Source organism: Nocardia takedensis NBRC 100417, assembly GCF_000308695.1.
Lineage (GTDB): Bacteria > Actinomycetota > Actinomycetes > Mycobacteriales > Mycobacteriaceae > Nocardia > Nocardia takedensis.
The window spans coordinates 1-26,449 of the sequence record NZ_BAGG01000078.1; the positions used below are offsets into that span (position 1 = coordinate 1).

At 69.9% G+C, this 26,449-nt stretch carries 23 protein-coding genes; 8 read left to right on the plus strand and 15 right to left on the minus strand.

What is annotated here, in order from left to right:
• The 8 genes from ON30_RS16505 to ON30_RS16540 all read right to left on the minus strand — a co-directional run.
• On the minus strand, window positions 1–1,073 hold a 1,073-nt coding region (locus tag ON30_RS16505), incomplete at its 3' end, for a ferrochelatase (RefSeq protein ID WP_040708190.1).
• Window positions 1,073–1,906 carry an NADH-dependent enoyl-ACP reductase InhA gene (inhA, locus tag ON30_RS16510; protein ID WP_040708191.1) on the minus strand — a complete coding sequence of 278 codons (834 nt, stop codon included), beginning with the start codon at window positions 1,904–1,906 and terminating at the stop codon, window positions 1,073–1,075. The genes ON30_RS16505 and inhA, both read right to left, overlap by 1 nt.
• Before the next feature lie 75 nt (window positions 1,907–1,981).
• Window positions 1,982–2,704 carry a 3-oxoacyl-ACP reductase FabG1 gene (gene fabG1, locus ON30_RS16515; RefSeq protein WP_040708192.1) on the minus strand — a complete coding sequence of 241 codons (723 nt, stop codon included), beginning with the start codon at window positions 2,702–2,704 and terminating at the stop codon, window positions 1,982–1,984.
• 81 nt (window positions 2,705–2,785) lie between these two features.
• The gene (locus tag ON30_RS16520) at window positions 2,786–3,787 is read right to left on the minus strand and encodes a VWA domain-containing protein (RefSeq protein ID WP_040708193.1); all 1,002 of its coding nucleotides are present in this window, start codon (window positions 3,785–3,787) and stop codon (window positions 2,786–2,788) included.
• Window positions 3,784–4,734 (minus strand): DUF58 domain-containing protein, encoded by a 951-nt coding sequence (locus ON30_RS16525; protein ID WP_040708224.1) that lies wholly within the window; start codon window positions 4,732–4,734, stop codon window positions 3,784–3,786. The genes ON30_RS16520 and ON30_RS16525 overlap by 4 nt, the downstream gene beginning before the upstream one ends.
• Window positions 4,735–4,766: 32 nt before the next feature.
• Window positions 4,767–5,930, minus strand: coding sequence for an AAA family ATPase (locus ON30_RS16530; protein ID WP_040708194.1), 1,164 nt, complete (start codon window positions 5,928–5,930; stop codon window positions 4,767–4,769).
• A 153-nt stretch (window positions 5,931–6,083) separates the two neighbouring features.
• The gene (locus tag ON30_RS16535) at window positions 6,084–7,508 is read right to left on the minus strand and encodes an NlpC/P60 family protein (RefSeq protein ID WP_040708196.1); all 1,425 of its coding nucleotides are present in this window, start codon (window positions 7,506–7,508) and stop codon (window positions 6,084–6,086) included.
• 270 nt (window positions 7,509–7,778) lie between these two features.
• A complete protein-coding gene (locus ON30_RS16540; RefSeq protein ID WP_040708197.1) occupies window positions 7,779–8,357 on the minus strand; it encodes an Rv1476 family membrane protein in 579 nt (192 codons plus the stop codon).
• A gap of 340 nt (window positions 8,358–8,697) precedes the next feature.
• Between ON30_RS16540 and ON30_RS16545 the strand changes: the two genes are divergently transcribed.
• Complete coding sequence (locus ON30_RS16545; protein ID WP_040708199.1) at window positions 8,698–11,514, plus strand: aconitate hydratase; 2,817 nt, start codon at window positions 8,698–8,700, stop codon at window positions 11,512–11,514.
• A gap of 119 nt (window positions 11,515–11,633) precedes the next feature.
• Window positions 11,634–12,200 carry a TetR/AcrR family transcriptional regulator gene (locus tag ON30_RS16550; protein WP_040708201.1) on the plus strand — a complete coding sequence of 189 codons (567 nt, stop codon included), beginning with the start codon at window positions 11,634–11,636 and terminating at the stop codon, window positions 12,198–12,200.
• A gap of 103 nt (window positions 12,201–12,303) precedes the next feature.
• Here ON30_RS16550 and ON30_RS16555 read toward each other — a convergent pair whose 3' ends face one another.
• Window positions 12,304–12,957, minus strand: a complete 654-nt coding sequence (locus ON30_RS16555) for a MarR family winged helix-turn-helix transcriptional regulator (protein ID WP_245554083.1) — start codon at window positions 12,955–12,957, stop codon at window positions 12,304–12,306.
• Between the two features lie 84 nt (window positions 12,958–13,041).
• Here ON30_RS16555 and ON30_RS16560 point away from each other — a divergent pair, with 84 nt between their 5' ends.
• The 3 genes from ON30_RS16560 (at window position 13,042) to ON30_RS16570 (ending at window position 15,309) form a co-directional block, all read left to right on the plus strand.
• Window positions 13,042–13,542 carry a cupin domain-containing protein gene (locus ON30_RS16560; protein ID WP_063719894.1) on the plus strand — a complete coding sequence of 167 codons (501 nt, stop codon included), beginning with the start codon at window positions 13,042–13,044 and terminating at the stop codon, window positions 13,540–13,542.
• A gap of 77 nt (window positions 13,543–13,619) precedes the next feature.
• Window positions 13,620–14,036, plus strand: a complete 417-nt coding sequence (locus ON30_RS16565; RefSeq protein WP_040708203.1) for an acyl-CoA thioesterase — start codon at window positions 13,620–13,622, stop codon at window positions 14,034–14,036.
• Between the two features lie 313 nt (window positions 14,037–14,349).
• Window positions 14,350–15,309 carry an MvdC/MvdD family ATP grasp protein gene (locus tag ON30_RS16570; protein ID WP_040708205.1) on the plus strand — a complete coding sequence of 320 codons (960 nt, stop codon included), beginning with the start codon at window positions 14,350–14,352 and terminating at the stop codon, window positions 15,307–15,309.
• An 82-nt stretch (window positions 15,310–15,391) separates the two neighbouring features.
• On the opposite strand, the gene ON30_RS16575 is transcribed toward ON30_RS16570, so the two are convergent.
• The 3 genes from ON30_RS16575 to ON30_RS16585 form a co-directional block, all read right to left on the minus strand.
• Window positions 15,392–15,625, minus strand: a complete 234-nt coding sequence (locus ON30_RS16575; protein WP_040708207.1) for a helix-turn-helix domain-containing protein — start codon at window positions 15,623–15,625, stop codon at window positions 15,392–15,394.
• Between the two features lie 83 nt (window positions 15,626–15,708).
• The gene (locus ON30_RS16580) at window positions 15,709–17,340 is read right to left on the minus strand and encodes an ABC-F family ATP-binding cassette domain-containing protein (protein ID WP_040708209.1); all 1,632 of its coding nucleotides are present in this window, start codon (window positions 17,338–17,340) and stop codon (window positions 15,709–15,711) included.
• 161 nt (window positions 17,341–17,501) lie between these two features.
• Window positions 17,502–18,665 (minus strand): DUF3089 domain-containing protein, encoded by a 1,164-nt coding sequence (locus tag ON30_RS16585; protein WP_063719896.1) that lies wholly within the window; start codon window positions 18,663–18,665, stop codon window positions 17,502–17,504.
• 308 nt (window positions 18,666–18,973) lie between these two features.
• On the opposite strand from ON30_RS16585, the gene ON30_RS16590 reads away from it, so the two are divergent.
• From ON30_RS16590 to ku, 3 genes are all read left to right on the plus strand, one after another.
• Window positions 18,974–19,741: an SDR family oxidoreductase gene (locus ON30_RS16590; protein ID WP_040708211.1), complete on the plus strand. Its 768-nt coding sequence runs from the start codon at window positions 18,974–18,976 to the stop codon at window positions 19,739–19,741.
• Between the two features lie 178 nt (window positions 19,742–19,919).
• Window positions 19,920–20,987: a lycopene cyclase family protein gene (locus ON30_RS16595; protein ID WP_040708213.1), complete on the plus strand. Its 1,068-nt coding sequence runs from the start codon at window positions 19,920–19,922 to the stop codon at window positions 20,985–20,987.
• Window positions 20,988–21,132: 145 nt separating this feature from the next.
• Window positions 21,133–22,077 (plus strand): non-homologous end joining protein Ku, encoded by a 945-nt coding sequence (gene ku / locus ON30_RS16600; RefSeq protein WP_040708231.1) that lies wholly within the window; start codon window positions 21,133–21,135, stop codon window positions 22,075–22,077.
• 17 nt (window positions 22,078–22,094) lie between these two features.
• On the opposite strand, the gene ON30_RS16605 is transcribed toward ku, so the two are convergent.
• The 3 genes from ON30_RS16605 to ON30_RS16615 all read right to left on the minus strand — a co-directional run bounded on the left by ON30_RS16605 (window position 22,095) and on the right by ON30_RS16615 (window position 26,386).
• Window positions 22,095–22,601: a GNAT family N-acetyltransferase gene (locus tag ON30_RS16605; protein WP_040708215.1), complete on the minus strand. Its 507-nt coding sequence runs from the start codon at window positions 22,599–22,601 to the stop codon at window positions 22,095–22,097.
• A gap of 104 nt (window positions 22,602–22,705) precedes the next feature.
• Window positions 22,706–23,035 carry a WXG100 family type VII secretion target gene (locus tag ON30_RS16610; protein WP_040708216.1) on the minus strand — a complete coding sequence of 110 codons (330 nt, stop codon included), beginning with the start codon at window positions 23,033–23,035 and terminating at the stop codon, window positions 22,706–22,708.
• A 96-nt stretch (window positions 23,036–23,131) separates the two neighbouring features.
• Window positions 23,132–26,386, minus strand: a complete 3,255-nt coding sequence (locus tag ON30_RS16615; protein ID WP_040708217.1) for a WXG100-like domain-containing protein — start codon at window positions 26,384–26,386, stop codon at window positions 23,132–23,134.
• Window positions 26,387–26,449: the final 63 nt, after the last annotated feature.

The window sequence follows — 26,449 nt, forward strand, 5'->3', positions numbered from 1 at the left end:
GGGCGGCTCGTTCCGGCGGGACGACGGACCGCGCAGCAGCCGACGGCACAAGGGGCACCGTCGGGAGTGCATCCGTAGCCGGGGACCGAACCGAGACGTCGCGGCTGCACGCCCGCCACGTGTTCGCCGATCAATTCGACGACAAGGCGCGCGAAGCGGGGATCGGTGCCCGGGGTGGCGGCGCGCGCGAAGGCCATCCCGAGTTCGCCCGCCTTCTCCTCGGCCTCGTTGTCCAGATCCCAGATGACCTCGAGGTGGTCGGAGACGAAGCCGACCGGACACACCACGACCGCGTCGACGCCTTTCGCCGACAGGTCCTCGAGGTGATCGACGATGTCGGGGGCCAGCCACGGGATCCGCGGCGGACCCGACCGCGACTGCCACACCAGGTCGTGGTCGGCGAAACCGACCGCCGCCGCGCACAATCGGGCCGCTTCGGCCACTTGGCGGCTGTAGAGCCTGCCGCCGTCCTCGGGCGGGCCCGCCGCTAGATCGGCGGACTCCGGGATGGAATGCGCGGTGAACACCAACCGCGCACCCGCCCGGCGCTGGTGCGGAAGTCGGGCCAGCGCGGCGCGGATCGCGTCCGCGAACGCCTCGATCAGCAGCGGATGGTCGAAGTACTGGCGCAGTTTGACCAGCTCGGGCGCACCGGGACCGAACGCGGCCCGCGCCCTGGCGATGTCCTCGTGGTATTGCAGGCAGCCCGAATAGCCGCCCCACGCGGAGGTGGGGAACACCAGCGCCGAACCGACACCGTCGGCGGCCATCCGCGCGACGGTGTCCTCCACCATCGGATGCCAGTTCCGGTTGCCGAAATACACCGGCAGGTCCGTGCCCGCGCCCGCCAGTTCCGCGCGCACCGCCTCGATGATGTCGAGGTTGAGCGCGTTGATCGGCGAGACCCCGCCGAAGTGCAAATAGTGCCGCGCGACCTCCTCTAGGCGTTCGCGCGGCACTCCCCGCCCCCTGGTGACGTTCTCCAGGAACGGCATGACCTCCTCGGGGCCTTCCGGGCCGCCGAAGGACAGGACGAGCAGGGCGTCGTATTTCACGGGGGCGTCGTAGCTCATCAGGCCGTCGGCATATCCTCCGGCAGCCACGTGTTGTGGCTGGCGCCGCCGTCGACGTAGATGATCGAGCCGGTGGTGCCCGGCAGCCAGTCCGAGAGCAGCGCGCAGATGGACTTGGCGACCACCGTCGGGTCGTCGACGTTCCAGCCGATCGGGGCCGCGCCGTCCCAGTAGGTGTTGAGCTGGTTCATCTTGGCGGCGTCGTCGGTGGCGGTGCCCGCGATGGCCTTGGCGGCCAACGTCTTGATCGGGCCCGCGGCGACCAGGTTGGAGCGAATCCGCTTGGCCTGGCCCACCTCCCGCGCGACGTAGCGGTTGACCGACTCCAGCGCGGCCTTGGCCACACCCATCCAGTTGTAGTACGGCATCGAGGTGCGCGGATCGAAATCCATGCCGACGATCGAGCCGCCCTCGTTCATGACGGGGAGCACGGCGCGCGCCAGCGACGCGTAGCTCCACGCCGAGATCTCGAACGCGCGCGCGGCGTCGGGGCCGGGCCCTTCCAGGAACGGCTTGGCCTCGGGGCCCATCAGGGTGCGCGGGGCGAAGGCGATCGAGTGCAGCACGCCGTCGATGCCCTCGGGCGCGACCTCGCGCAGCCGATCCGCCAGCGAGCCGAGGTGCTCTTCGTTGGTGGCGTCGAGTTCGATGGCGGGCGGCACCTCTTTGGGCAGCCGCTGCGCGATCCGATCGATCAGCCGCAGCCGGTCGAAGCCGGTGATGATGACGCGCGCACCCTGCTCCTGCGCCACCGCGGCGGCGTGGAAGGCGATCGAGGCATCGGTGATGATGCCGGTGATCAGGATGGTCTTGCCCTCGAGCAATCCGCCCATGTGTCTGTGGTTCTCCTGTGTCGGTGTGTCGGGGTGGACGCGGACCGCGTCGGTCGGGATCGGACGCGGACCGCGTCAGTGCCCCATGCCCATGCCGCCGTCGACGGGGATGACCGCGCCGCTGATGTAGGCGGCGTCGTCGGAGGCCAGGAAGCTGATCGCGCCCGCGACCTCTTCCGGCTTGCCCATCCGCTGGGCGGGGATGCCGTACTTGAGGACCAGTTCGCGCATCTCCTCGCTGACCTCCTCGCGCGTCATGTCGGTCTCGATGAAACCGGGCGCGACGACGTTGGCGGTGATGTTGCGCGAGCCGATCTCCATGGTGATCGACCGGGCCATGCCGATCAGGCCGGACTTGGAGGCCGCGTAGTTGACCTGGCCCGGACCGCCCTTGAGGCCGACCACCGAGCCGAGGAAGATGATGCGGCCGTACTTCGCGCGCAGCATGGCGCGGTTGGCGCGCTTGGCGCAGCGCCAGGCGCCGGTCAGGTTGGCGTCGATGACCCGGGTGAACTGATCCTCGCTCATCCGCATGAGCAGGGTGTTGTCGACGATGCCCGCATTCGCCACCAGGACCTCCACGGGCCCCTGCTTCTGTTCCACCTCGGCGAACGCCTGCTCCACCGAGTCGGTGTCGGTGACATCGCATTTCACGCCGAGCATGCCCTCGGGCGCACCCGACCCGCGATGGGTGACGGCCACCTTGTGGCCGTCGGCGAGCAGACGCTGCGCGACCGCGAGTCCGATACCGCGATTACCGCCGGTGACCAGGACCGACCGAGATGTGATGTTGGACATGGCGATCAACCTACCCGGTCGTACGTTTGTGATTTACCACGACCCCACCGCACGTGCGACCTCTCGAAACGGGGCCTCGGATCACGGCAGGCGCTGGCGGTAGAGCAGGCCGGTGACGATGCCCGCGGCGATCAGGAGCATGCCGAGCAGCAACCACGGACGACTCGCGTCACCCCTGGTCAGCTCGAATCCGATCTGTTCCTCGAGGGTGTCGTAGACCTTGGTCAGCTCGGCGGCCGAGGCTGCGGTGTAGAAATCGCCGCCGCTGAGTCTGGCGAGTTCGCGCATGGCGTCGTCGTCCACGGCGACCGGCACCTTCTCCGAGGACCCGTCCTCGCGCGGGATCTCCACCGACCCCCACGAGGTGCCGAAGGAGATGGTCGAGATCGGCACGTTCTTGGTCTTGGCCAGGCGGGCCGCGACGAATTCGTGGCGCGGATTGTCGACGTCGTCGAAGGAGGGCACGGTCTGCTTGCCGTCCGACATGAGCACGATGCGCGCGGGCGGCGGTTCCTGCCCGCCGCCGAGCACCGAGGCCAGCGTCTCGATGGCCTGCAACGCGGTGAGGATGCCCTCGCCGGTGGCGGTGCGCTCGGCCAGTTTGACGTTGTCGATCGCGGCCTTCACCGATTCGTGGTTGGTGGTGGGCGATACCATCACCGAGGCGGTGCCCGCGAAGGTCACGAAGCCGATGTTGAGCCCGGTGGGCAACCCGTCGACGAATTCCTTGCCCGCCTTCTTGGCGACCTGGATGCGGCTGGGCGCGACGTCGGTGGCCTCCATCGACAGCGAGACGTCCATGACCAGCATGACCGTGGCCCGGTTGCGCGGCACCTTCTGCACCGAGGTGGGCCCGGCCGCGGCGATGGTCAACAGCACCAGGCCGACCAGCATCAGCGCGATGGGCACGTGCCGCATCGGGCTGGGCCGGGTGGGCGCGACCTTCTCCAGCAGTTCCATGTTGCTGAAGCGCAGCATGTGCTTGTGCCTGCCCCGCTGGACCAGCACGTAGCCCAAGGCGAGGGCGGCGACGACGAGGAGGAACGCGAGCCAGATCAGCGCGGTGAAATGCGAAATACTCACTGGCGCGGGGCCTGTCCGCTCGGGGCGCCGAACGCGTGGCGCCGGGTGGAGACGAACCGGACCACGTCCGCGATCCAGTCCCGGTCGGTCTGCAAGGTCAGCACGGGCGCGCCGCAACTGCGCAGCGCCTGTTCGACCTGGCCGCGATGGCGGCGCGCGGCCGCGGCGAAATCGGCCCGCAGCGTCGGCGTCACGCTGAATTCCCTGGTCCGCCCCGTTTCCGGGTCGTGCAGCACCACATCGCCCACGTCGGGCAGCTCCAGATCACGGGGATCGAGCACCTCCACGGCCAGCAGGTCGTGGCGCGCGGAGATGGCGCGCAGCGAACGCTGCCAATCGATCTCGCCGAGGAAATCGCTGATGATCACGGCCAGACCGCGTTTGCGCTGCGGGCGGCGCAGCGATTCGATGCCCGCGCGCAGGTCGCCGCGCACGCCGTCGCGGGCGTGCGGGGTGGTCGCGATGCCGCGCAGCAGCGACTGGGCGTGCACCCGTCCGCTGCGCGCCGGGATGCGGGTCAGCTGTTCACCGGTGGCGACGACCGCGCCGATCCGGTTGCCGCCGCCGCTGGTCAGGTGGGTGATCGCCGCCGCGGCCGCGATGGCGAGATCGCGTTTCTGACAGGCCGCGGTGCCGAAATCCAGACTGGCCGACAGGTCCACGACCATCCAGGTCTCGAGTTCGCGGTCGGCGATCATCTGCCGCACGTGCGGATGGGTGGTGCGCGCGGTGACCGACCAGTCCATCTGACGCACGTCGTCACCGGGTTGGTAGGCGCGTGCCTCCCCCGGTTCCGAACCCGGGCCGGGGATCAGGCCGAGGTGGTCGCCGTGCAGGACGCCGTCGAGACGGCGGCGCACGGTGAGCTCGAGGGTGCGCAGCGCCGCCGCGAGCCGGGGATCGGTGAGTTCACCGGAGCGGAACGACGGCGGGGCGTGCGGGGACATCGGCTCGCGGGCAGCGGGATCCGGTGCGGCCGTCACTTGGACAGGTTCGGACCGGCGGCGGGCGCCATCTGGCCGACGGGCGGCTGCGGCACGGCTTGCTGCGGGGCGGGCGGCTGCGGGATCTGCGGGGCGGGCCCGGCGCCGTTCGGGGCCACCGCCTGCGGGGCGACCTGCGGCAGGCCGACGGTCTGCAACACGCGCTTGACGACGTCCTCGGGCGAGATCTCGTCGGCGAGCGCGTCGTAGGACAGCACCAGGCGGTGGCGCAGCACGTCGGGGATCACCTCGACCACGTCCTGCGGGACCACGTAGTCGCGGCCGCGGATCAGCGCGACCGCGCGGGCGGCGGCGATGATGCCGAGGCTGGCGCGCGGGGAGGCGCCGTAGGAGATCCAGCTCGCGACGTCGGGCATCCCGAAATCGAGCGGCTTGCGCGTCGCCGCGATCACCCGGACCACGTAGTCGACCAGCGCGTGATGGACGAAGGTGCCCGCCGCGACCTTCTGCAGGCGGATCAGTTCGGCGGGTTCGAGGATCGGCTTGGCCTCCGGCGGGGTGACGCCCATCCGGTAGATGATCTCGCGCTCCTCCTCCACCGAGGGGTAGTCCACGACGACCTTGAACAGGAAGCGGTCGCGCTGGGCCTCGGGCAGCGGGTAGACGCCCTCGCTCTCGATCGGGTTCTGGGTGGCCATCACCAGGAACGGATCGGGCATCGGGTAGGTCTTGCCGCCGATGGAGACGTGGCGTTCGGCCATCACCTCGAGCAGGGCGGACTGCACCTTGGCGGGCGCGCGGTTGATCTCGTCGGCCAGGACGAAGTTGGCCACGACCGGACCGAGTTCGGTGTCGAACTGTTCGCGGCCCTGCCGGTAGATCCGGGTGCCGATGAGGTCGGTGGGCACCAGGTCGGGGGTGAACTGGACGCGGGAGAAGCTGCCGCCGACCACTTTCGCGAACGTCTCCACCGCGAGGGTCTTGGCGATGCCGGGCACGCCTTCGAGCAGCACGTGGCCGCGCGCGAGAACTCCGACGAGCAGCCGTTCGACCAGCCTGTCCTGGCCGACGATCACCCGTTTGACCTCGTAGATCGCCTTCTCCAGCGTCTGGACGTCACGCTCGAGGGTGGACGCGGGCTCCGGCGCATCCTTCGCCGGGTTCGCCCCGCTCACACCATCCGTCGAAGTCACTGACATCCCCGCTTTCAACTCGGTCCTGTGCGTGCCGTGCCAACTATTCCAGGTATTCGCCGCACGTGCCGCAACCGGCTCCGGGATCTGTGGAATTCTCCGGGGTTTCGAACGCGGTTCCCAGCGCGCACTCGGCGGATTCTCAGCCGCGCGGGCCGTTCAGTCGACGACGCGCACGGCGAAGGGCATGATGCCCGCCTCGCGGACCGGCGACACCTTGACCACGTCACCGGACTGCGGCGCTTCGACCATGGTGCCGTCGCCGAGGTAGAGGGCCACGTGCTGACTGCCGTTGGGGCCCCAGAACAGCATGTCGCCGCGTTCCTTCTCGTCCACCGGCACCCGGGTGCCCGCGTTGTACTGGTAGCCGCTGTAGTGCGGCAGGGAGACGCCGATGCCCGCGAAGGCGTAGACCATCAGACCCGAGCAGTCGAAGCCGGTCTTGTTGAAATCGCCGTGGCTGTCGGCCACGCCGCCGTCGCGGATGCCGAGGGTCGGGCCGTTCTCGTCGCCGCCGCCCCAGGCGTAGACGACGCCGAGTTGGGACATGGCCCGGTCCACGACGGTCTCCACGGCGGTCGACCCGGTCGGGGAGGGCAGGGTCGGCGACGGTCGCGGCACCGTGCCGCGGCGCGGCGGCGCGGCGTTCTCCAGGTCGGCGTGCGGCCGTTTCTCCGCGCCCAGTTCGGCGGCGCGGGCGGCCGCGGCGGCGTCGGCGGCGGCGCGGGCGGCCGCGGCGCGCGCGGCGGCCTGCAACGCGGCCTCCTCGGCCCGACGCTGTTGGTCCCAGGACAGATACGCCTCGCGCTGGCTCTGTAGACCGGCCACGTCCGAGCGCGCCGCGTCGAGCCGCCCTTGGGCCGCGGCCCTTTCCTCGAGCAGACCCGCGCGGCGGGCGTTCTGCGCGGCGAGTTCGGCCTGGACCGCCGCGACGGCGGCCTCGGCTCCGGATTTCGCGTCCTCGGCGCGCGCGGTCGCCGCGTCGGCGGCGGCCTTGGCCTGGCGGGCGCCGGAGTTCTTGTTGCCCTGTTCGATTTGCGCGCGGCGCAGTCCGTCCATCGCCTGCTGTTGATTCCTCGAGACGAGGCCGAGGATCTGGGAGCGGTCGATCGCGCCGCCGGGACCGGTCGCGGTCAGATAGGTGACCATCGACCCCGAGGTCGGGCGGGTGTAGGCGCCGGTGGCGAATTCGTCGAATTCCTGTCGCGCCCTGGTCAGTTGCGCGCCCGCCTCGTCCAGTTCGCGGGCGCTGCGCTCGACCGCGGCGGCGGCCGCGTCGGCGGCGTCGCGGGCGTTCTGCAGGTCGACCAGCGCCTTATTGACCTCTTCGCGGCGCAGCGCCGCGGCGTCGTCGAGTTCGCGGACCTGCTGGTCGACCGAGGCGACCTGATTGATCAAGGCGCCGACCGCGCCGACCTGGGCTTGCACTCGATCACCCGCCTGGGCGATCTGGCCGTCACTGGGGTTGGGCGGGGCGGGCGGTACGCCCCCCACCTGGCCCGCCGACAGCACGACCGTCACCACTGTCAGCAAACCCATGGCGATCGGTAGTCGACGTCGAAAGCCGTCGGCGAACGTACGCATCGCACCTCCGGGTAACCCGAATTCAGCAGAGCCTCACGAGCCCCAGCCGAACCATGCAGCCCATCGGTCCACCAGAAGCCCTGGTCAATACAAATTCACCATCGGTAACTACTCGAACGGTACGACACATCGACCCCCGAAGAAACTCTGGCAACAGAACTACATCCGGGTAATTTGCCAATTGCTGCAAATTAGCCAGATGGAGAAAGGGGAACGCCCGGCCATTACAGACCGAGCGTTATGTGAAACGGAGGGGAAAAATACCGACCGTTATTCGGATGCCCCAACTCGCTCGTCGGGCACGGACGCCGACAGCTCGGCGCGGGCGCGGCGGGCCTTGACCCAGTAGAGTCCTCCGACCGCGAGCACGGTGCCGGCGATCAGCACCCCGGTGATCGCGGTCCACGAGACCGACTCCGGCTCCTCGAGCCTGCCGACGAACACGCTCGCGGCCTCGACGGAATCGCCCTGCTTGCTCTTGGCGGCGTCCTCGGCCCACTCCAGGGTGACCCGGCTGATGGAATCGCTGTAGGTGCCGACCCAGTCGTCGCTGAGTACGACCACGGTGCCGTGCTCCTGCTTGCCGACCTCGGTGGCCAAGTCCCTAAGATTGGAGTCGTGACCGGGATTGCCGGGAATCACCACGATGCTGAGCGGGATCCCCTGCGATCGCGCGTCCGCGACGACGGCCTCGAGCCCCGCCTGATCCTTGCCCCTGGGCGTGGCGACCTGATTGTCGGCCACGTCGAGCAGGATCGTCCGCAGACCGCTGTCGGTGATGCCGGGCGGCAGCTCCGCCGCCCGGGGAGGGAAAACCGACAGGTGCTGCACGGTGGGCAAGGGGGCCATCTTCCATCCGGTCTGTCGAGCCGCATCGGGGTGCGAGGCGACGGGTATCCGACACTACGTGGTGAGAGCGCGCCGCCGGAGCCCGCTCCGGGGGCCGCGATCGCTCGAGAGCACAGTACGCGACCCGACCTCGCGGCGGCGGATCCCGGCACACCGACCGGCCCCCGCACACTTCTTAGGACAAGCGTACTGTTAGAGTTGTGGCGCGAGGAACCGGCTCCCAGGACGCCGGAGACCCCTCCAAGGACGACAGCCTGCGGCCCCCCAGTCGGGTCGCTCGGCACCAACAGCCGTCGGCACAGCCCCGCCAACGGCTACCTCACAGACGAGTGGAGCTGACGTGACGAAAAGTATCGATACTTTCGGCGCCAAGGGCACCCTCGAGGTCGGAAGCAACTCCTACGAGATCTTCCGTCTCTCGGCCGTGCCGGGCACCGAGAAACTCCCCTACGCGTTGAAGGTGCTCGCGGAGAACCTGCTCCGCACCGAGGACGGCGCGAACATCACCGCCGACCACATCCGCGCGATCGCGAGCTGGGACCCCGCCGCCGAGCCCGACACCGAGATCCAGTTCACGCCGGCGCGCGTGATCATGCAGGACTTCACCGGCGTGCCCTGCATCGTCGACCTCGCCACCATGCGCGAGGCCGTGACCACCCTGGGCGGTGACCCGAACAAGGTCAACCCGCTCTCCCCCGCCGACATGGTCATCGACCACTCGGTCATCCTCGACGTCTTCGGCCGCGCCGACGCCCTCGAGCGCAACGTCGACCTCGAATACGAGCGCAACGGCGAGCGCTACCAGTTCCTGCGCTGGGGCCAGGGCGCCTTCGACGACTTCAAGGTCGTCCCCCCGGGCGTCGGCATCGTGCACCAGGTCAACATCGAATACCTCGCCCCCACCGTCATGGTGCGCAACGGGCAGGCCTACCCCGACACCTGCGTCGGCACCGACTCGCACACCACCATGGTCAACGGCCTGGGCGTGCTGGGCTGGGGCGTCGGCGGCATCGAGGCCGAGGCGGCCATGCTGGGCCAGCCCGTCTCCATGCTGATCCCGCGCGTGGTCGGCTTCAAGCTGACCGGTGAGATCAACCCCGGCGTGACCGCCACCGACGTGGTGCTGACCGTCACCGACATGCTGCGCAAGCACGGCGTGGTCGGCAAATTCGTCGAGTTCTACGGCAAGGGCGTGGCCGAGGTCCCGCTGGCCAACCGCGCCACCCTGGGCAACATGAGCCCCGAATTCGGCTCCACCGCCGCGATCTTCCCGATCGACGCCGAGACCATCAACTACCTGCGCCTGACCGGCCGCAGCGACGAGCAGCTCGCGCTCGTCGAGGCCTACGCCAAGGAGCAGGGCCTGTGGCACGACGCCGACAACGAGCCCGCCTACTCGGAGTACCTGGAGCTCGACCTGAGCACCGTGGTGCCCTCCATCGCGGGCCCCAAGCGTCCGCAGGACCGGATCCTGCTGTCGGACAGCAAGACCGCGTTCCGCAAGGACATCCACAACTACACCAACGACGCGGAGTCCGGCCCCGCCGCGGACACCCCGCACACGCACCTGGACGAGGCCATCGAGGAGTCCTTCCCGGCCTCGGACCCGGCCGTGCTGTCCTTCGCCGACGACGACGCGGTGCTCCCCTCGGCCGCCAACGGCAGCGTCGGACGTCCGACCAAGCCGGTCAAGGTCTCCGATCCCGAGCGCGGTGACTTCGTCCTGGATCACGGCGCGGTCGTGGTCGCGGGCATCACCTCCTGCACCAACACCTCCAACCCGTCGGTCATGCTCGGCGCGGCCCTGCTGGCGCGCAACGCGGTCGAGAAGGGCCTGTCCTCCAAGCCGTGGGTCAAGACCAACATGGCGCCGGGCTCGCAGGTCGTCTCCGACTACTACGAGAAGGCCGGCCTGTGGCCGTACCTGGAGAAGCTCGGCTTCTTCGTCGGCGGTTACGGCTGCACCACCTGCATCGGCAACACCGGGCCGCTGCCGGAGGAGATCTCCAAGGCGATCAACGACAACGACCTGTCGGTCACCGCGGTGCTCTCGGGCAACCGCAACTTCGAGGGTCGCATCTCCCCCGACGTGAAGATGAACTACCTGGCCTCCCCGCCGCTGGTCATCGCCTACGCGCTCGCGGGCACCATGGACTTCGACTTCGAAGCCGACGCCCTGGGCAAGGACACCGACGGCAACGACGTGTTCCTGAAGGACATCTGGCCCTCGCCGCAGGAGATCGACGACACCATCAAGTCGGCGATCAGCCGGGACATGTTCACCGACTCCTACGCCACCGTCTTCGAGGGCGACGAGCGCTGGCAGGGCCTGAACACCCCCGAGGGCGACACCTTCGCGTGGGACGAGAACTCGACCTACGTGCGCAAGGCCCCGTACTTCGACGGCATGGAGATGGAGCCGGCTCCGGTCGCCGACATCACCGGCGCGCGGGTGCTGGCCCTGCTGGGCGATTCGGTCACCACCGACCACATCAGCCCGGCCGGTCCGATCAAGCCCGGCACCCCCGCCGCGCAGTACCTGGACTCGCACGGCGTGGAACGCAAGGACTACAACTCGCTGGGGTCGCGGCGCGGCAACCACGAGGTGATGATCCGCGGCACCTTCGCCAACATCCGTCTGCGCAACCAGTTGCTCGACGACGTCTCGGGCGGATACACCCGTGACTTCACCCAGGAGGGCGGCCCGCAGGCCTTCATCTACGACGCCTCGCAGAACTACCAGGCCGCGGGCATCCCGCTGGTCGTGCTGGGCGGCAAGGAATACGGCTCGGGCTCCTCCCGCGACTGGGCGGCCAAGGGCACCCGCCTGCTCGGCGTCAAGGCGGTCATCACCGAATCCTTCGAGCGCATCCACCGCTCGAACCTGATCGGCATGGGCGTCATCCCGCTGCAGTTCCCGGCGGGCGAATCGGCCGCGTCGCTGAAGCTGGACGGCACCGAGACCTTCGACATCGAGGGCATCACCAAGCTGAATGAGGGCGTCACGCCGAAGACCCTGAAGGTCACCGCGACCAAGGAGAACGGCGAGAAGGTCAGCTTCGACGCCGTGGTGCGCATCGACACCCCCGGTGAGGCCGACTACTACCGCAACGGCGGCATCCTGCAGTACGTGCTGCGGAACATGATCCGGGGCTGACCCGGACGGCACACCGGTCCCCGCGGCAGCGGGGATGATCCGAGCTCGTCGCCTGGTGGGTCCGCGCACCGCGTCCAACGCGGTGCGCGGACCTCGCACTTTCCCTCGAGGAGTCCGCATTGCCCAAGGTCAGTGAAGATCATCTCGCCGCTCGGCGCAGCCAGATTCTCGACGGCGCGCGCGCCTGCTTCGCCGAATTCGGTTACGACGGAGCGACCGTGCGCAGGCTCGAGGAGGCCATCGGACTCTCGCGCGGGGCCATCTTCCACCACTTCCGCGACAAGGACGCGCTGTTCCTGGCGCTGGCCCAGGAGGACGCCGAGCGGATGGCCGACGTCGCGGCCAATCAGGGCATCGTGCAGGTGATGCGCGACATGCTCACCCATCCCGAGCAGTTCAACTGGCTCGGAACACGTCTGGAGATCGCGCGGCGACTGCGCACCGATCCGGAATTCCGCGCGGGCTGGACCCAGCGTTCGGCCGAGTTGACCGCCGCCACCCTGGCCCGGTTGGAGCGGCGCAAGGCGGCGGGCGCGCTGCGCGACGACGTCCCCACCGACGTGCTGCTGGGCTATCTGGACCTGGTGCTGGACGGCCTGATCGCGCGTATCGCCTCCGGGCACACCAACGAGAACCTCTCGGCCGTCCTGGATCTGGTCGAGGCGTCGGTGCGCCGCAAGGAGTGAACCCGCGGCGGAGCTTGTCGATTCCCGTTGCGGCGCAAGGGAATGCGCGTCGATGAGCCGGCCCCGACGGCGAGGGTGGCAACCTGGCGTGTCCCGCCGTTTCTCAGTGTCCGGCCGTCTCTTCCGGGTCCAGGCTCGTCAGCAGCGTGCGCGTGATGCGGTCCAGTGCCGCACGGTCGGCGGGGTCGAGCACCGCCAGCAGTCTCGCCTCGTTGGCGGTGTGCTCGCTCACCAGGTCATCGATCAACGCGCGCCCCGCGTCGGTGAGCGCGACCCGGATCGCCCGCCGATCCCCCGCGTCGGCCGCGCGGCGCACCAACCCGGCGGCTTCGAGGCGGTCCAGTCGGCCGGTCATGCCCGCGCGCGAGAGCATCAGCCCGTCCGCGAGCGCCGACGGGCTCGCCTCGAACGGCGCGCCCGCCCGCCGCAACGCCGCCAGCACGTCGAATTCGCCGCGTTGCAGCCCGCGCGCGAGGAAGACCGCGTCCACTTCGCGCCGGGCGACCAGCATCAACCTGCCGAGACGACCGATGATCGCCATCGCCTCGAGGTCGAGATCGGGGCGTTGCCCGCGCCACTGGTCGATGATCGCGTCGACCCGGTCGGGTCTGGTCGTCCCCGCCCGATCGGGGCCGCCTGTCACCGCCCGATCGGGGCCGCCTGTCACCGCCCGATCAGGGCCGCCTGTCACCGCACGATCGGGGCCGTTCATCGCCGCCCCGTCGGGGCCGCCGGTCGCCGCTGTCTCCGAAGCCATGGACGGAGTCTATTCGCCGGTATATAGTTCGGTGGCGAATTATCAAGCATCGAATAATGAACCGTCGAATCATCGGGAGCAGTCATGAACGCCGTACCGACCCGTCCGGCCTCGGTCCGACTCGCGCACGAAGCCGAGGTCCTCGGGTCCGACCAGGCCCGCATCCGCCTGCACATCGACGCCGACCGGACCGAGGGGTCGGTCAGCACCGTCGAGGTCGAACTCGCCCGCGGCGCGGACGGCGCGCTCCCGCACTACCACACCCGTTCCGACGAGCTGTTCTACATCGCCGAGGGCGAACTGCGACTGCTGGCGGGCGATCGCATCCTCACCGTCGCCACGGGCGGCTCGGTCGTCGTCCCCCGGTACATGCACCACGCCTTCGGCGCCACCCCCGACAGCGGCGCGCGCGTGCTGATCGCGCTGATGCCAGGCGTCGAGCGCTTCGAGTACTTCCGCCTGCTCGACCGCCTGGGCCGCGGCGAGGCCGACCCGGCCGAACTCGACGCCGCCCAGGACACCTTCGACAACCATTTCGTCGACGCACCGCGTTGGTGGGCCGACCGCGGCGCGCACCGGAGCTGACCGGACCTCGTCCGTTTGTGACGCAGCTATCGCCTCCAACGGGAACATCGCACCGGGACCGGACCGTTGGCCCGAACATGACCTTCACAGTCACCTTGCAGGTGCGCGGCTATGAACTCGACACCTTGGGCCACGTCAACCAAGCGGTCTACCTGCAATACGGCGAGCACGCGCGGTGGGAACTGCTGCGCGAGGCCGGCGTGGCGGGCGACAAGCTGATCGCCGAGGCGATCGGGCCCGTGGTGCTGGAGACGAACATCAAGTACCGCCGCGAACTGCGCGTGGGCGACGAGGTCATCATCGACACCGACTTCGAGTGGGAGGGCGGCAAGATCTTCCACATCCGCCAGCTGATCCGCAAACTCGACGGCACGACCGCCGCCGAGATCCTGGTCACCGGCGGCGTCATGGATCTCAACGCGCGCAAGTTGATCCTGAATCCGGACGAGCGGCTGCGCGCGCTCGCCGACCGCCCCGAACTGATCGGCCTCTGAGCCGCCCTCATCCCGGCCCGCACACCACCGGCAATTGCCTGGCGTTTGCTGTCGCGGGGCTGCAGGCGTGCCGAAAATCTTTCGGCACCAGCGCATCCACCCCCGGTAGACGCACCGTCAGCGGCGGGAAATCTTTCGATCCGGGACGATCGGACCATGCTGCGCGTTATGATCGCACCCACGCTCGGCGATTCTGGCTAATCACGAGCAGATCGGAGTGCACCCCATGGCCGACGCGCCCAGTCGTCACGTCTCCGCCCGTTGTCGGACAACGACGTTGGCCGACATCGGGCTTCGCTGAACGGATCGGCGCATGGCCGCGCGGAACTCGGTACTGATCGTCTCCGAAGCCGACGACCTGCACGCGACCGCGATGGCGGCGACGTTGCGACTGCACCACGGCATCGAGCCGATCCTGTTCGACCTGCGCGACTTCCCGCGCGAGTCCGGCAGCTTCCGACTACACCGGTCGGGAACCGCGCGGGCCCTGTCGCACGTCACCGGACTGGACACGGTGCGTTCGGTCTGGTGGCGCCGCCCGCACCCGTGCCGGGTTCCCGACCACCCCCGCCCCGAAGCCCCGCAGCAGTCCGAGAGCGACGGATTCCTCGAGGGCATGTTGTGGTCCATTCCGGCCGCCTGGGTCAACGATCCGGGCGCCGACCGGACCGCCGCCCGCAAGATCGTCCAACTCGAGACCGCCCAGCGCGCCGGTTTCCTGGTGCCCGAGACCTTGGTCACCAACGACCCCGACGAGGCGCGCTCGTTCGCCGAGTCCCGCCCCGGCGCGGTGGTGCGCAAACGCACCGGCAGCGCGCGCGAAGGCACCGCCTCGGCCCGGATCCTGCGGCGCGCCGAGTTCGCCGCGCTGGCCGACATCCGAGCCGCCCCGACCATCCTGCAGGACTACGTCGACGCCGATCACGACCTGGCGGTGGTGTGGGTGGACGGCACCGAATGGACCGTGCGCGTCACCGACCGCGCGGCAACACGCGGAGTGGTCGGCTTCGAGCACCGGCACGGCAACGCCTCGGCGTGTGCTCCCGAGCAGTTACCCGCCTCGGTGAGCAAGTCCATGACCACGCTCATGGGCGCACTCGGACTCAGCTTCGGCGTCGCGACCCTGCGTCTGGGCCGCGACGGCGAGTACTACTTCCTCGCGGTCGACCCGCAGGGCCGCTTCGCCCACCTGGAACTCGCGACCGGACTGCCGTTGTTCCGCAGCCTCGGCAACCTGCTCGCCCACGGGGATGGCAGCGTCGTCGACCGCTGACCGCACCTACCGAAACCGGCTGGTAGGCCATCGGATTCGAATCCGCGCCGGGAAATCCCGGCGCACCGCGCACCTTTCGCGGCTACTGGGTCTTGCGGCGATTCGCCCCACCCCGGCTGCGCAGTTGCACATGCGATTCCACCAGCACATTGTGGATGAAACCGTACGAGCGCCCCGTGGCACGGGCCAGGGAGCGAATGCTCGCCCCCGCTTCGTATTGCTTCTTCAACTGGGATTGCAGCCGGTCACGTGTCTTGCCCGTGACGCGGGTGCCCTTCCCCAAAGTGGCCTTGTTCTGTGTGGGCCTGTCGCTCATGGCTTCCTCCGAGTCGCCGAGCAGCGCGTCATTCCAGGCTAAGCACTCGAGGGGCCGTGATCAACGGGTCCTTGTGATGAGAATCACGCGAGCTGAATAAGTTCCAGATATTCGGCGGACCAGTGATCCTCGGTGCCGTCGGGAAGTAAAATGACGCGCTCGGGCGAGAGGGCCTCCGCCGCGCCGGGATCGTGGGTCACCAGCACCACCGCGCCCGCGTAGGTGCGCAGGGCGTCGAGAACCTGTTCGCGCGAAATCGGATCCAGGTTGTTGGTCGGCTCGTCCAGCAGCAGCACGTTCGCCGCCGAGGACACCAAACCCGCCAACGCCAGACGCGTCTTCTCACCGCCGGACAGCGTGCCCGCGGGCTGTTCCAGTTGCGGGCCGGAGAACATGAACGCGCCGAGCAGACCGCGCAGTTCCTGTTCGCCCGCGTCGGGCGCGGCGTGCCGGATGTTCTCCCACACCGTCGCGTTGTCGTCGAGGGTGTCGTGCTCCTGGGCGAAATAGCCCACCTTCAGCCCGTGACCGGCCACCAGACCGCCCGCGGTGGGCTGCTCCACCCCGGCCAGCAGACGCAGCAAGGTGGTCTTGCCCGCGCCGTTGAGACCCAGGATGACCACGCGACTGCCGCGGTCGATCGCCAGGTTCACACCGGTGAAGATCTCCAGCGACCCGTAGAGCTTGGTCAGGTTCTCGGCCATCAGCGGCGTCTTGCCGCAGGGCGCGGGCTCGGGGAACTTGATCCGGGCGACCTTGTCGGCCACGCGCACGTCGTCGAGTTCGGCGAGCAGACGGTCCGCGCGCTTGGCCATGTTCTGCGCCGCAGTGGCTTTGGTGGCCTTCGCGCCGAGTTTGGCGGCCTGGGCCTTCAACGCGCTCGCCTTCTTCTCGGCGTTGGCGCGTTCACGCACGCGGCGCTGCTCGTCGGTGGCCCTGGCGTCGAGGTACTTCTTCCAGCCCATGTTGTAGAGGTCGGCCTCGCCGCGCACCGCGTCGAGGAACCACACCTTGTTCACCACGGCCTCGAGCAGTTCGACATCGTGGCTGATGACGATCAGGCCGCCGTCGTGGTTCTGCAGGAAGCCGCGCAGCCAGGTGATCGAGTCGGCGTCGAGGTGGTTGGTGGGCTCGTCGAGCAGCAGGATGCGATCCGAGCGCCCGCCGCTGCCGTCGGAGGCCGAGAACAGGATGCGCGCCAACTCGATTCGGCGACGCTGACCGCCCGAGAGCGTGCGCAGCGCCTGGCCGAGCACGCGGTCCGGCAGGCCCAGGCTGTGGCAGATCCGCGCGGCCTCGCTCTCGGCGACGTAGCCGCCCAGCGCGGAGAAGCGCTCCTCGAGCCTGCCGTACTTGCGGATCGCCTTCTCGCGCTCGCGCTCGTCGGCCACCTCGGCCATCAGCGCCTGCTGCTTCTCCATCTCGCGGATCAGGCTGTCCAGGCCCCGCGCCGAGAGCACCCGGTCGCGGCCGAGCACGTCCAGATCGCCCTCGCGCGGATCCTGCGGGAGGTAGCCGATGTCGGTGGAGCGCACGATCCGGCCCGCGTAGGGCTCGCCTTCGCCCGCCAGCACGCGCAGCGTGGTCGTCTTGCCCGCGCCGTTGCGCCCGACCAGTCCGATCCGGTCGCCCGCCTGCACCCGCAGCGCCGATCCGGGGGCCGACAACAGGGTGCGGACGCCGGCCCGGACCTCCAGGTCGGTCGCGGTGATCACAGACGAACTCCTCACGAAAACGGCGGTGCTGGACGATAGCTGTTCGATTGTGCGACGCGCTGCGCACGAGAACCACCGATTTTACCCGCCCGCGCGAGCACCCCACACATCCCGCCGTCGCCCCTGTGACGCCGGTAACTCCGGATATCCCGCCGGGGCCCTCAGCCGACCGGTCGGGCCGCGGTCTGCGCCGCGACCAGACGCACCAGGTCGCCGAGCGCGATCTCGACGTCGGCGATGTGCAGGCCCCAGCCCGCGTCCGGGATCTCCGGCAGATCCGGGCTGCCCGGATTCGGCGTGGCCATCAGCACCGACGCGCCGTCGGCGTGCACGCAGCGCAGCGAATAGGTCGCGGCGGGCACGAGCCACGGCGTGGACGCGAGCACGCCGCCCGGACCGTCGCCCAGCGCGATGCCCAACCCCAGCGGACTCGGCACCGGATTCGCGCGCACGACGGTCGCGGCGGTGGCGGCCTCGTCGCGTTCCCACGAGGCCGGGTTGGTGCAGGCCACTTCGTAGTCGGGACCGTACGGGCGCGGGGCCGCCTCCGGCGTCGAGGGATTGCGGCCGAAGCGGGAATCCGCGGGCGGGGTGGCGTCGAAGGTCTGGAAGGCCACCACGCATCCGGTCTGCCGTTCGGAACGGCACAGCGGCAGGTACCGGAAATCACCGCCGACGTCGGCGTTCTTCGGCACCACCACGTTGCCGCCGAGCAGGATCGCCGACAGGATCGCGGCCCGCCGCACCGGATCGGGTTCGATCTCCTCGCGCAGCAACTGCCGCAGCATGCGGGTGCCCTGGGAGTGACCGATCAGCACCACGGGACGCTTCGGGTCGCGGCCCGCCGTGAACTCCCGCCAGGCCCGCAGCACGTCGGCGTAGGCGATACGGGCGGTGTCGGCGCTCTGCTCGGCGGTGCGGTTGCGTTCGGTGGACAGCGCGACCAGGGTCCGCTGCCGGTAGACCGGCGCGTACACGCGGCACACCTCGGAGAACCGGGCCGCCTGCATCTGCGCCACCGCGCGCAGTTCCGGCGTGACGCTGTAGTCGGCGTTGGGCCCGGGTTGCAGCGAGACGGTCGGATAGACGTAGAAGCAGTCCACTCCCGGGTCGGCGGGGACGGCGGTGTCCACGATCCGATCGGGCTGCCCCGCTTCGCGCACGGTGGTCGCGGCGCTCGCCGCGCACGGGTCGTCGGTCTGTCCCGGCGCGCACAGCCACACCGTGGGCCGCTCGGGTTCGGCGGTCGCGCTCACCGCGGACCCGGCCAGTATCCCGACCCCGCACACCACCGCCGCGAGCCGCCGCCATCGCACTCCGCGCATCGCCACCACCCGCACCGCCCAGCGTTCCGGCCGCGCGTCCCGTCGCGCGTGCTCGGCGTGATCCTAGCCGGCGGGCGGGGGTCACAGGCGGGCATCGGCGCAACCACGGCGATGTCGCGCGCACCAGGTCGGTCGGCCCGGTCCGCTCATCGCGTCGATCACCTCGCGGTCGCGCCGGAGGGCAGCGCTCGCCGCGATGTCCCGCGAGGCGTCGGATCGGGGCGGCGCGACGGGGCGTGACTCGGTGGGGTAGAACACTCCGGAGGGCCATTGGCTCGACCCGGTGAACTGAAGTAACGTGCCGTCACATGAGTACCGATGATCTGCTGGGCCGAAGCGCCCTGGTCAGTGGCGCGAGCCGGGGAATCGGCAAGGCCATCGCGGCCGAACTGCTGCGGCGCGGCGCGAACGTGCTGATCACCGCGCGCAAACCCGAACCGCTCGAGCAGGCCGCCGAGGAACTGCGCGCGCTCGGCCACAAGGGACAGGTCATCGCGCTCGCGGGCAACTCCGGCGACGCCGAGAGCCGGGTCGCGGCGGTGGAGCGGGCGGTGGCCGAATTCGGGTCGCTCGACATCCTGATCAACAACACCGGCATCAACCCGGTCTACGGCCCGCTGATGGAGGCCGACCTCGACGCCGTGCGCAAGATCTTCGACATCAACGTCGTCGGCGCGCTCGGCTACATCCAGGCCGCCTACCGCGCGTGGATGCGCGAGCACGGCGGTGTGGTCGTCAACGTCGCCAGCGTCACCGGCATCCGCTCCACCAAGGTGATCGGCGCGTACGGGGCCTCCAAGGCGGCCCTGATCCGCCTCACCGACGAACTGGCCTGGCAGTTGGGCCCGAACATCCGCGTCAACGCGGTCGCGCCCGGCGTGGTCAAGACCAAGTTCGCCGACGCGCTCTACTCCGACGACGAGGCCAAGGCCGTCGCCGCGTACCCGATGGGCCGCCTCGGCGCGCCCGAGGACGTGGCCGGCCTGGTCGGATTCCTGGTCTCCGACGAGGCCAAGTGGATCACCGGCGAGACGGTCCGCGTCGACGGCGGCCTGGCCTCCACCGGCGGCATCTGAGACGCATCCCGCGCTCGAAGGGGCGTTCGCCGTGCACGGCGGGCGCCCCTTCGCCGTCCGCGGGACAGCCACGACGAAGGCTTCTCGAGGGCGGACATCGCGCGTGCCCCCGCGATCCGGCAGGCACGGCGATGCCCGGAGAGCATCGGTTCCCCGGGCGACCGGGCACAATGCGTGCGTGCACACCGACGTGGTGATCTGCGGGGGCGGTCCGGCAGGACGGGCGCTGGCCCACCGCTGTCTGGTGCGCGGGCGGTCGGTGACGCTGGTCGATCCCGCGCCGCACCGGCACTGGGTCGCGACCTACGCCGCCTGGGCGGACACGCTGCCCGACTGGCTGGACGCCGGGGTCGTCGCCGCCGCGGTCGAGCGTCCGGTGGTGGTGGCGTTGCGCAGGCACGAGATCGACCGCAGGTACGTGGTCCTCGATGTCGAGCGTCTGCGGCTCTCGCTCGACATCGACGGCGCGCGGGTGGTCGCCGATCGCGCGACCGCCCTCGACCGGCACACGGTGACCTGCGCGTCGGGCCGGATGCTGACCGGCGATCTGGTACTCGACGCGCGGGGTCTGACCCGCTCCCCCGCCCGCGCCGAACAGACCGCCTACGGCCTCGTCGTCGGCCCGGTACAGGCCGCCGAGGTCGAACCGTGCTTCATGGACTGGCGCGCCGACAACGGGGCCGACCCGGCCGCCGCGCCGTCGTTCCTGTACGCGGTACCGACGGGTGCGGGCTCGATGCTGCTCGAGGAGACCTGTCTGGCGGGCCGTCCGGCGCTCGACCTCGCCGAACTGCGGAGACGGTTGCTGCACCGACTCCGGGCGCGCGGCATCGCGGTCACCGGCGCGGAAGCGGTGGAACGGGTGCGCTTCCCGGTCGAGGGCGGTCGTGTCGGCGCGCGCAGATTCGGGGCGGCGGGCGGATTCACCCATCCGGCCACCGGTTACAGCGTGGCGGCGTCGTTGTCGGCGGCCGACGCGATCGCCGAAGGGCGCTCGCTCCCGATCGCGAGGCTGCGCGCTGTCGCGGCCCTGCGCGCGGCGGGTCTGCGAGCACTGTTGGCGCTCTCCCCCGCCGAGGTCCCCGCGTTCTTCGAGGGTTTCTTCGCCCTCGCCCCGGACCGGCAGCGCGCCTATCTGGACGGTCGCGCCGACCCGCGCGGCACCGCCGCCGCGATGACGGCGATGTTCACCGGATTGCCGCCGCGACTTCGGACCCACGTAGTGCGGGCCTCGCTCGGGATGTGACGGCGTCGGGAGAATTCGCGCGCTCCCGGGCAATTCCGTCACCACCCGCCCAATTCGTGCGCCGACATCCCGGAAAAACTGTGCCGACACCGCCGTGACGCGGCAGTGCTCGCGGATTCCGGACGGTTCGGCCATGATGGAGCGCATGCGGGCTATCTGGAAGGGCTCGATCGCGTTCGGGCTGGTCAACGTCCCGGTGAAGGTCTACACCGCCACCGAGGACCACGATATCCGGTTCCACCAGGTGCACGCCGCCGACGGCGGCCGGATCAAATACGACCGGGTGTGCACGGTCTGCGGTAAATCCGTGCAGTACGCCGATATCGACAAAGCCTACGAATCCCCCGAGGGCGAGAAGGTCGTGCTCACCGACGAGGATTTCGCGAAACTCCCGGCCGCGGAGAAGCACGAGATTCCGGTGCTGCAATTCGTGCCCTCCGAGCAGATCGACCCGATCCTGTTCGACAAGAGCTATTACCTGGAACCGGACTCGAATACGCCCAAGGCGTACGTGCTGCTGGCCGCCACCCTGGAACGCATCGACCGGACCGCGCTGGTGCATTTCACCCTGCGCCAGAAGACCAGACTGGCCGCCATGCGGGTCCGCGACGGGGTGCTGGTGCTCCAGACGCTGCTGTGGCCGGACGAGGTGCGCGCGGTCGACTTCGAATCGCTCGACGACATCTCCGAACCGCGGCCCCAGGAACTGAAAATGGCCGAGACCCTGGTCGAATCCATGTCCGACGATTTCGATCCCGACCACTACACCGACGAGTACCAGATCGAACTCAAACGGGTGCTGGACGAGGCGATCGCCGGCGGCACGGGCAAGGTGGTCAGCCAGGAGAAGGCCGAACCCGCCGAGATGGACGCCGAAGTGGTCGACCTGGTCGCCGCGCTGCAACGCAGCCTCGAAGCGAGCGGACGCCGCGGTTCCGGCGGGGCGACGAAGAAGACCGCGGCGAAGAAGGCCGCGCCCGCGAAGGCGACCAAGAGCGCCGCCAAGTCGACGGCCGCGAAGAAGACCGCCACCAAGAGCGCCGCCAAGAAGGCCCCCGCCAAGAAGTCGGCCGCCCGCAAGGGCGCCTGAATTCCGGCAGCGCCGAACTAGACGGCCTGGTAATACCAGTCGAGTCGGCCCTCGTGCTCGGTGTCGCTGCTGCGGAAGTAGTGGAATCCGGCCCGGCGCGCCACCATCACCGCCGCCGCGTCGCCCGGGTCGACCCGCAGCACGGCCTCCTCGGCCAGACTCGTGCGCGCCAGGAATCGACAGCCGAGCACCACGGCCCTGGTCGCCGAAGTCGGACGCCGCCAGGCCGGGGTCAGGTCGTAGGCGACACTCGCCTGACCAGCCGAAAGGAATGGCTGACCGGTGTGCACGCCGAGGACGCCGAGCAGATCCTCCTCGACCTGCGTCGTCACCGCGAACACGCGCTGCGGGCCGCCGTCGCGCCACGCGGCGGCGCACATCTCGAAGTGACCCGTGACGCCGGGCAGGCTCAGCTCACCCCCGTGCAGCCAGTCGACAGTGGCGGCGGGCTCGACGGCGCAGTACGCGGGCGCGTCGGCCACCGCGATCGGACGCAGCGAGATCACACCGTCGGATAGCCACACACGACCATGATCGTCAACAAGATCACGATCCGGCAATCCGACCCGCGCGGGAACGCGACCGATTCGCGCCGATCGCCGCGAACGCGTGGTTATCGCCGGACCGATCAGAACGTGGTCGAGGCGCTCGCGTCCATCTCGCGCAGCATGGCCACCGCTTCGCGCATGCCGGTCCCGAACTCGCCGAGGACATCGGCCATGCCGTCGGTGCCGGTCACCAGATTCTCCCGGGAGGCCCCGTACCCGTCGTTCGCTTTGCCGTCGCGGAATTTGGTGCCCATCTTGTCGTTGCCCCAGGGCTGGTTGTCCCCGGTCTCGAGCGCCTCGAGTTTGCCGCGCAGTTCGGTCACGACGGCGCGCACGTTGCCGCCGAGGGTTTCCACCAGCCCCGCCGCCTGCTCCAGCGCTTCGGGATCTACTTCGACTCTGTCGGCCATCGGGTGTCCTCGCTCCGGTCGGCCCGGTCCTGCCGGGCATGGTTGACGACTTGCGGTGGTGCGTGAAGGGATGCGGTCGCGACGTCGGCGGCGCGCCTATCCGTTGAGCGTGAAGGGCTGGTCCACGTCGTCCTGCGTGGTCGGCGGGGTGGGCGCGGTCGGCGGGGTCGGGGGCGTCGGCGGGATCGGCGGCTGCCCCGGTGCACCCGGCCGACCCGGCTGACCGGGTTGCCCCGGTTGACCGGGCTGACCCGGTTGGCCCGGCACGTTCGGGTCGTCCTGCTGCGGTTGCTGCGGTTCCTGCGGTTGCTGTTGCGGCTGCTCCGACCCGCCGGGCTGTCCCGGGTCGGCCGGTTGCCGGGGATCCTCGCCCGGTGCAATGCCGGGTTCGCCGGGCGGCTGCGCGGGGTCGTCCTGACCCGGCAGCCACGAGCCGTCCGGAGCCTCCGGCGGATGGTATTCCGGCGGCATCTGCGGCATGTTCGGCCAGCGCTGCGGACGGGCCTTGCCGCGCAGGTCCTTTCCGTCGCCCGCGAAGGGGTTGTATTCGGTCTCGGCGGCCAGGATGCCCTGCGTTCCGGTGGCGTGCACGATGTCGGTGCCGGACACGTCCAGGCTGGTGGTCGAGGAGTTCGAGTGCAAGCTCTCGGTGCCGGTCGACACGTGTTCCAGCGGCGGCGGCACGGGCGCGGGGCGCGTCGGCATCAGCGGCGGCGGTTCCGGCGCGGGGCGCGTCGGCATCGGGGGTGGCGGCACGGGGGCCGGACGCGTCGGCATCGGCGGCGCGGGCCGGTTGGTGGTCTGGGTCGTGTCGAGGTCGGGTCGGTTCGGTTGCACGGTGGACGGGCCGCCGACGGGGGCTGTCGGCGCGCCCGTTGTGGTCAGCGGGGCGTCGACGCCGTCGTGCGGACCGGGCACGATTCGCCTCGGATCGTTGTGTCCGAGGACCGGCGACTCGTCGCCGTACAGTGAGTCACCGTCCGATACGCGGGGCGGCGGATCGTACGGTCCCGGGACCACCCGCACCGGATCGTTGTGTCCGAGCACCGGCGATTCGTCACCGAACAGCGAGTCACCGTCCGACACCCTCGGCGCGTGCGGATCGGGCACCAACCGGAACGGATCGTCGCGGCCCACCACCGGCGACTCGTCACCGAAGGACGACGAATCGTCGAAGAAGGTGCGGTTGCCGAGCGGCGAGTGGGGGTCGTTGCCGCCGAAGCCGCCCTCGCCGGGCGAGGACAGCGGTGAGATGTTCGGAGTGCCGAGTTGTCCCGCGCCGGGCCGGAAGTCGGTGCTGCTCGACAGCGGCGACACGTCGGGACCGGGCGTCGGCACGTGCGCGGGCGTGGGGGTGGACGCGGCGCTCGAATCCGACAGGGACCCGAGCGAGGTGATCAACTTCGGCAGGTGATGCGGACGGGCGCGGACGGGCGTGTTGCTCTCCCCCGACACGGGCCGGTGCTGTTGACTCTCACCGCCGAACTGGTCCTGCGTCGTGGAGTGCACCGGCGCGGACTGCGACGAGGACTGCACGCCGCCGACATGCGGAGCGTTCTGGGTGAAGGACGGACCGCCCTGGGTGAGGTTCGGACCGCCTTGGACGAGATTCGGTCCCCCCTGGACGAAGTTCGGCCCCCCTTGCACGAAATTCGGACCACCGGGGGTGAAGCTCGGCCCGCCCGGCGTGAAGGTCGGGCTGTCTAGGGTGTACAGGGAACCGCCGTCGCCGTGTCCCGGACTCTCCGGCGAGAAATGCGGCCCGCCCGAGATCGTGGTGTCGCCGGATATCCCACCGGTGAATTGGGCCTGATTATTCGAATCCCATTGCGATGCTTGATGATTCGCGGCGTTCTGTGTGACGGTGTTCGTATCCCCGTGGCCGACGCCGCTGTTCGACACGCTGCCCGCGTCGGAATCCGTGCCGCCCTGGGTCACCACCGGTTGCGGCGGCGGCGGTGCGCCGTGGTCGACCTGCGCCGCCTGCTGCGGGGGCGGCGGCGGGGCCTGGCCGTCGGGGAGCGCGCCGTTGTTCCCGGCCGCGACCACCGGGGGCGGGGGCCCGTTCTGGACCGCCGCGCCGGGCGCGCCGAGCGGAACGAGCGGGATCGGCTGCGGACCGCCGCCGTTCTGATTCGGCGGACCACCGCCGTCGGCGGTGACCGCCCCGTCGGTGACGGCGGTCGTCGGCGCGGTCTTCTGCTCGAAGAAGCCCTTGCCGTGATCCTTGGTGAACCACCACGCCCAGGCGCGGGGATTGTCGCGGCGGAACTGCGAGGGCGTGATGCCCTCGCCGATCTTCGGGATGTAGCCGTTGAAGGCCGAGGCGCCGCGCACACCGCCGACCAGACCGCCTTGGACGAAACCGCCGACCCAGCCCTCGGCGGACAAGAACGAATCCGAGAAGTTGCCTCCGGAGGCCACATTGGCCACACCCACGGCCAGATTGCCCGTGACGGCGCCGAATCCGTCGGCGATCGAGCCGACCGCCGCACCGCGAAAGCCGTTGTAGGCGCGATTGTCGAGATTCCATCCGGTCTTGGCGCCGATCTTGTCGCCGATCTTGGTGCTGCCCTTGCCGAGCGCGCGCCCGAGTTCGCGGGCCGGCAGCGCGCCCGCGACGCCGCCGAGGATGGAGAACCCGAATTCCTTGCCGTTGAAGCTGCGGCGCTTGCCGTCGGCGATCTGACCGACCTGCACGGACGCGTTGATGCCGCCGGCGATGGCGACGGCTTCGAGGGCGCGCGCGCCGTAGACACCCCAGCCCTTGGCCGAGGGGGCGACGAGTTTGCCTTCCTTGAACAGGTTGCCCCAGAACGACTTCGGAATGCCCGCGGGCCGGGTAAGCGGCGCGCCGAGCCGGGCGGCGATGTTCTTGATCGTGTTCTGGACGATCTCCTGCATCGTCTTGAGGATCGAGCGAGTGGTGAGGATCGCCTGGAACTCCACGATGGGGGCGGTGGGCGGGAACAGCCACGCCCACGCGATCTCCAGGGCCAGCCAGCACAGCGTGACGATGATGGTGATCTTGGTGGCCTGGAGTTCGGTGCCCATGTCGAAGGCCGCGTCCGAGATCGTCTGCATGTACTGGGCCAGCGTCTCCAACGACGCATCGCCGGTGCGCAGTTCGTCGAAACGCTGCCCCATCTCCACGGCGGCGTCGCCGACGAGATAGGCCGCCATCGTCGCGAGTTTCGCCTCGTCCAGATCCGGCAGCAGGGCCGCGAGCGCCTTACCGGCGGCCTCCCACGCCCTGGAGACCTCCCACGCCTTGTCCTCGTCGCCGTCGGGCCAGGCCGCGCCCGCCACCCACCCCAGCCAGCGCAGTCCCTCGGGCAGGTACAGGCTCATAGCGGCAGGGTTTCGGCGGTCTCCATCGGCCTTGCCATCGCTTCCTCTCGCGAGACGTTCGGC